Below are 6,407 nucleotides of genomic sequence, written 5' to 3'. Positions count from 1 at the left end.
GCTGTACGACAAAGGCAGTCACAATAGCAATAAGCGCGACGATGGTTTTCATCTTGCTTTGCGTTTGGGCATCGGCAGCTGTTTTGCTTAACGTATCTTTTTCTACTACCGCATCGCGAGCCTCTTTATCAATGGCTAATTGGGCATACTGACGCGGCTTACGATAGCTGATAAATACTGCCACTAGCAAACCAACGAGCATACCCAGCGCTGGAATCGCCATGGCTTTGGTGACCGAAATATTCGATACATCAATACCGGCTTCACCGACGTTTTTTAGCATGATTTGATTGAGATAAATATCGCCGAAGCCATACGGGATAAACATATAAGTGGTCACGAGACCAAAGGTCAACAGACAAGCAATCAGCCGTCTGTCAATGTGCATGCGGTTAAAAGCGAGCAATAAAGGCGGTACAAGCAGCGGAATAAAGGCGATATGAATGGGAATTAAGTTTTGGCTAAAGCAGCTCATGGTGACGAGCCCTGCAAACAGCATGTATTTAATCATGCCACCTGTACCTATACCTGCCCCACCAGCATCAATGCGTTTAATCACCGCCCCTGCCAAAGACTGCGGCAAGCCCGAATGCGCAATCGCGACCGCAAACGCTCCAAGTAGCGCATAAGATAAGGCGATTTGCGCGCCATTACGGATACCTTCTTGAAAGGCATTTAAAGTATCGGTCATACCAAGACCCGCAATCAGTCCACCTGCCAGCGCGCCGATTAATAAACTGAGTACCACGTGTACCCGCGCCAAAGACAGGCCTAGCATGATGACTACCGCTAGTAGCACCGCATTGATGGTCATATTCTCGCCCCTTACCCTATGTTTTTTGGTCCGCTATTGACTATTGGCACGCTATTATCACATTGCCGACCTATTTATTTCGCCCTAGCGTTTTAACCCACACTTCAATTTATACCATTACTATTTGAACGGAGCGTTTAAGACGCGCGTCATTTTACCTGATTTTAGCCATAAATCCCACGCGCAAAACTTAGCAGACAGGAGCGACCCTGCAAATAAAGACGCAATATTGTCATGACGGCTCGTCATATAGCCTTGCAATTTCATTTAGCAGCACCATTTATCTAAACATGAACCACTAACTTGACTTTACAAGTCTGGTGAACGAGGAAGAATATATGAGTGAACATAAAATTGCCCAAGACAATATCGACATCGATGTCGACGTTTCATCTAACGTTGCTGATGATAATGCGCTAAACACTTCATCTGACGATATGTTAGAAAACGTCTCGGCGTCTGAAACTATTCAGGACAGCGCTGAAGACATCGAAGCTGAAAACGTTAAGGCAAAAGACGGTGAAGAGAGTTATCTACCACTTTTAGCATTGCGTGATGTGGTTGTTTATCCGCATATGCAAATTGCCTTATTTGTCGGCCGTGCGCCGTCGGTAAAAGCCGTGGAATTGGCACAGGCTGAATACGGCAATAAAGTCTTGGTCGTGGCGCAAAAAGACTCGCTAACCGAAGATATTGATCAAGATAACTTGTATCAGTACGGAACGGTGTGCCGCATCGTCAGCACCATGCCGCATGATAGCGATGAGAATTGCATCAAAGTATTGATCGAAGGTCAATACCGTGCGCGCGTTGATAATATTGAAAATCACGACGAGCTATTGATGGCAAGCTTTACGCGTGCTGATCTCGATATCAGCATGAGTGAGAGCCAACAAAAAAACACCATTCAGGCCTTAACGACGTTATTTGAAGGCTATGCCGATGCTCGTCTGCGTAATGCTCGTGAGCTAACTCGCGTGGCAAAACGCATCGATGATTTGCTTGAGTTGGTGTATTTTATCTCAACCCGTGTGTCGATGGATTTGGATATTAAGCAATCGTTCTTAGAAGAAGACGATATCAAAACCCACATCAATACCTTGACCGAATATCTCGTTAAACAAAGCGCTGAGCAAAATATCCAAGATGCCGTGCGTCAGCAAATGGAAGACAATCAGCGCGAGTACTTCTTAAACGAGAAGATGAAAGCCATCAAAAACGAGCTGTCAGATATGAATGACGGCGCCTTCGATGAAGATGATGTGGCTGAGCTTGAACAACGCCTAGAAGATGCTGACTTGCCAGAAGATGTGCGCAAAAAAGCCGAGCAAGAGCTGAAAAAACTTAAAATGATGCCGCCTGCATCGAGTGAATCATCAGTGGTGCGCAACTATATTGAATGGATTTTGGATACGCCGTGGAATGCGACGACCAAAGTATCGATCAATTTAGACAAAGCGAAAACCGTCTTAGACGAAGACCATTATGGCTTGCAAGATGTGAAAGACCGCATCCTAGAATACCTCGCCGTACAATCGCGGGTGAAAAAACTGCGCGGTCCAATTCTTTGTTTAGTCGGTCCTCCAGGTGTCGGTAAAACGTCATTGGGTGAGTCGATTGCGCGCGCAACGGGTCGTAAGTTCGTGCGTATGGCGCTTGGCGGCGTCCGCGATGAAGCGGAAATTCGTGGTCATCGCCGTACCTATATCGGTGCAATGCCAGGTAAAATCGTCCAGTCATTAGCGAAAGTCGAAGTCAAAAACCCGCTATTCTTGTTGGATGAAATCGACAAGATGGCGCAAGACTTCCGCGGTGATCCAGCGTCAGCCTTGCTTGAAGTGTTAGACCCCTCACAGAACGATACCTTTAACGACCATTATCTCGATATGGACTTAGATTTATCACAAGTGATGTTTATCTGTACCGCTAACAGCATGGATATTCCGCCTGCCCTGCTTGACCGTATGGAAGTCATTCGTCTACCGGGTTATACCGAAGAAGAAAAGGTCAATATTGCGCAGAAATACCTTGTGCCAAAAGCGATTAAAAATAATGGCCTTAAAGAAGGTGAGATTGAAATTGTTGAAGCGGCATTGCACAGCATCGTTCGCAGCTATACGCGTGAAGCAGGTGTGCGTAACCTTGAGCGTGAAGTCAATAAAATCTGCCGCAAAGTGGTTCGCGGTTCGGTTGAAACCCATGGTGCACGCGCTCCGAAGAAAGCCGAACGTGAGCTAGTAGTAGTTGATGACAAAAACATCGATGACTATTTAGGTGTGCATCAGTACGATTATGGTCTAGCAGAAGAAGAGCCTGAGATTGGTCGTGTGACTGGCCTTGCTTGGACACAAGTCGGTGGCGAGCTATTAACCATCGAAGCGGTGGCGATGAAAGGTAAAGGCGAGCTTAGCTTTACCGGTTCACTTGGCGATGTGATGAAAGAGTCGATTCGCGCTGCCATGAGCGTGGTTCGTGCCCGCGGTGATAGCTTAGGGATTGATTACGAGACCTTTAAAACCACTGACGTCCACGTGCATATGCCAGAAGGCGCGACCCCGAAAGACGGTCCATCGGCTGGTGGTGCGCTCACCACAGCGCTGGTCTCTGCCTTGACGGGCATTGCCATTCGTCCAGATATTGCGATGACAGGCGAGATTACCTTACGCGGTAAAATCCTACGTATCGGTGGTCTCAAAGAGAAGCTACTAGCTGCGCATCGCGGTGGTATCAAGCATGTTTTGATTCCAGCAACCAACGAGCGCGACTTGGCCGATATCCCTGATAATGTCAAAGAAGGCTTGACCATCCAGCCAGTAGCGACAATTGATGAGATATTAAAAGTAGCATTGGTCAGTATGCCAGTGCCGCTGAAACCTGCCAAAGTGACAGTTGATAAAACCTCAAGTAAAGCGCTGCATAACTAATCTGATTAGTTACTAATCCAGTCTTACAAATTAAAGAGCCGCTCATCGTTATGATGGGCAGCTTTTTTTGGCAATAATAAACAACAATCTCTCTAAAACCCTGTGCTATATTTTAGACAAATGTTTATTTGGTAATAGCCATAATGTTAAACCACCTGATTTTAAAGCGCGTAACTCTATCCTTATTGCTCGTTGTTTCGCTTCCGGTAGCGCTAATAGGTTGTCAGTCTAATATTGCAAAAGATAACTCTACCTCTGCTAACTCAATGGTGACTGGTTCTAGCACTTCTGCTCCCATACTATCTGAGCAAGTGATAAATGTTGAAAGTGTCAATCGCTTTGATTGGAAGCTGGTGCGCCGGATAGACAATCAAGGTATTGTTAACGATGTCGATACCGTGCCGCCGTTAATGCTTGATGTACGTCCGAGCAATTTAGTGTTTAAATATGACTGCCAGCGCTATCGCTTAAACCATGATGGTTATCAAGATTACACTTACAGCTCATACGGCGTAACTACCATTACGCAGCCTTCTTGCTTAATAAATGATAAACAAGCAGCTAGCAATATCTTTCAATATTTAGAACGATTATTTCCTGAATACGGCAGAGGACGTTTTAACCTTAGAATCATTTCACCATCTCCACAAACACCATCAAAATCATTCTCCTTTTTGAATAAACTCATTTCAACAAAGACTAAACCTTATGAATTAGCATTAAATGTACAGGACAAGCAGCTTATATTCGAAGGTACACTTAAGAGCCTACAACCAGTAACAGGACCACCCATTACTTATGATTTTCTAAAAGAATATCAATGGCGACTAGTAAGCGCGGTCAATAGCAATAAAAACACCATCATTGAGCTTAGTCGTCCAGATTTTCCAGTGACTGCCTACTTTGCTTACCCACTATATAACGATGAGCATCACGTTGGCTTTAGCTCTGATTGTAATGGTGTTGGTGGTTCTTACATTTTAACGCCTGATAATAAATTGTTAATCGGTTCAAGCCCGCAAACTATGATGGGATGTAGTCCTAAACGTGAAGCTGCTGAAGATAAAATTCGTGAGCTTGAACAGTTAAGCAAAAGCCAATTAACCTTACAAAGATTACCAAATACCAATCCCTCAAGCTTACCCTATTATCTACTGACGCAAAAACTCGATACGGGCGAAACACTCATGTGGAAAAACGAAGTAAAGAAAACACCTTAGCCTCTATTCATTTTCATATTTTTTAAAAAGGATTTTACAATGCTGCTGCCAACTATAAAGCGCTCATTAACTATTATCAGCTTGTCTGTAGCAGTGGGATTAATGGGTTGCCAGTCTGCGCCATTGAATAGTATCCAGCAGACCACTATCGTCAACACACCTATTACTAAAGATAAATCTAACTTTACTGACGAGATAGTAATTAAAGAATCACAAGTAATGCAATGGGTAGCTCATTATGATTGGCAGTTGGCGCAAGTGATTAATCAAAACGGTAAAACTGTCGATATAAATAATTTTGCACCGATTATCTTACAAGTAGAACCCAGTTCAATCAGTCTGTATCAAGGCTGTGAGCAATATAGAATGGATTTTCATGCGCTGTCCGCGCCGCCTTATCCCTATTATTCTCATCTTGCTAAAGTTCCAGCGACTTGTAACGATGACAATGACTCTGATGCTGGTACTTATACTGACACTGTGATTACAGAGGATAATAGTATTCAATCGTTATTTGTTAAGTACGCACCTGTTAGGCTTAATTTTGAGTTATTGCCAACTTCGCATTTAACACCAGAATTATCGCCAGTCGCCATACAAGCTGCCCCTAAACGTTTGGCACTTAATATCGAAAACGGTAATCGCTTAATTTTTATAGGTTCACCTAAAGCATTAGCAACTCCCGCTGGATTGCCCATTACTAACGAGTTATTAGAGCAGTATCATTGGACGCTGGTGAGTGCCGTCAGTAATACTTATGATGCAAAAGAGGAATTAACTAGAAAACCTTTGGGCAATTTTTATCACCCAGATCATCCTATTTCAGCGAGCTTTGAAAGTTGGCCTAACAATCAGTACGCATCCTTTAGCTCAGGCTGTAACGGCTCGCGCGCGCCTTATTTTTTACTCAATCATAATACTTTCAAAGTCGGCACTATTATTAGCACTGTAATGGGCTGCGGTGAGACAGGCAATAGAATCGAGTCCGCTTTGTTTGATTTGATGCGTGATAGCAGCAGTCAGCTAACATTAAGCTTACAACCCTCACAGCCAATATGGCCAACAGCAGACAATCAGAGCGATATGCCTCGTTATAATTTATTGCAAACGATGGCAACAGGCGAAACCTTAGTATGGCAAAACGAAGTAAAGAAAACACCATAAACCCTTTTCAAATCCATACGATACTTACATTTATTAACCGATTGTTGCGCATTTGATGAATAGTTATATTTAAACCTTGGCTATACTGATTGCGACATTAAGCAATGTTTGACTATTTTAATAAATGACAGAAATTCATCACAACAAATAAATATAAATGGAGATAATAATGAATAAGACGATGCTTGCAAGTGCCCTGTTATGTGGTTCAGCGTTAGCGATGACTGGTTGCCAAACCGTCGAAGGTCAAATGCAAACTGGCAATCCACTGAGCCAACCTGCGCT

The 6,407-nt window shown here is 43.7% G+C and carries 5 protein-coding genes; 3 read left to right on the top strand and 2 right to left on the bottom strand.

Going from position 1 to position 6,407, the window contains the following annotated elements:
* Window positions 1-814, bottom strand: an 814-nt coding sequence (locus V7D75_RS07850; protein ID WP_333614120.1) for a Na+/H+ antiporter NhaC family protein, incomplete at its 3' end; no start/stop codon positions are given.
* 120 nt (window positions 815-934) lie between these two features.
* The gene (locus V7D75_RS07845; protein ID WP_333614119.1) at window positions 935-1,081 is read right to left on the bottom strand and encodes a hypothetical protein; all 147 of its coding nucleotides are present in this window, start codon (window positions 1,079-1,081) and stop codon (window positions 935-937) included.
* 71 nt (window positions 1,082-1,152) lie between these two features.
* Here V7D75_RS07845 and lon point away from each other — a divergent pair, with 71 nt between their 5' ends.
* The 3 genes from lon to V7D75_RS07830 all read left to right on the top strand — a co-directional run bounded on the left by lon (window position 1,153) and on the right by V7D75_RS07830 (window position 6,122).
* On the top strand, window positions 1,153-3,738 hold the full coding sequence (gene lon, locus V7D75_RS07840; protein WP_442968939.1) for an endopeptidase La: 2,586 nt from the start codon (window positions 1,153-1,155) through the stop codon (window positions 3,736-3,738).
* 266 nt (window positions 3,739-4,004) lie between these two features.
* Entirely contained in the window at window positions 4,005-4,958 is a 954-nt protein-coding gene (locus V7D75_RS07835; protein WP_333614118.1) for an META domain-containing protein, read from the top strand.
* A 39-nt stretch (window positions 4,959-4,997) separates the two neighbouring features.
* Window positions 4,998-6,122 (top strand): META domain-containing protein, encoded by a 1,125-nt coding sequence (locus tag V7D75_RS07830; protein ID WP_333614117.1) that lies wholly within the window; start codon window positions 4,998-5,000, stop codon window positions 6,120-6,122.
* The last annotated feature ends 285 nt before the right edge of the window (window positions 6,123-6,407 follow it).

Source organism: Psychrobacter sp. (genome assembly GCF_036731945.1).
Classification (GTDB): domain Bacteria; phylum Pseudomonadota; class Gammaproteobacteria; order Pseudomonadales; family Moraxellaceae; genus Psychrobacter.
This window is presented reverse-complemented; position numbering and strand designations above follow the sequence as displayed.

Bases quoted from the DNA above. Each gene is read 5' to 3' on its own strand.
- V7D75_RS07845 (WP_333614119.1), bottom strand. From the start codon at position 1,081: ATGAAATTGCAAGGCTATATGACGAGCCGTCATGACAATATTGCGTCT.
- lon (WP_442968939.1), top strand. From the start codon at position 1,153: ATGAGTGAACATAAAATTGCCCAAGACAATATCGACATCGATGTCGAC.
- V7D75_RS07835 (WP_333614118.1), top strand. From the start codon at position 4,005: ATGGTGACTGGTTCTAGCACTTCTGCTCCCATACTATCTGAGCAAGTG.
- V7D75_RS07830 (WP_333614117.1), top strand. From the start codon at position 4,998: ATGCTGCTGCCAACTATAAAGCGCTCATTAACTATTATCAGCTTGTCT.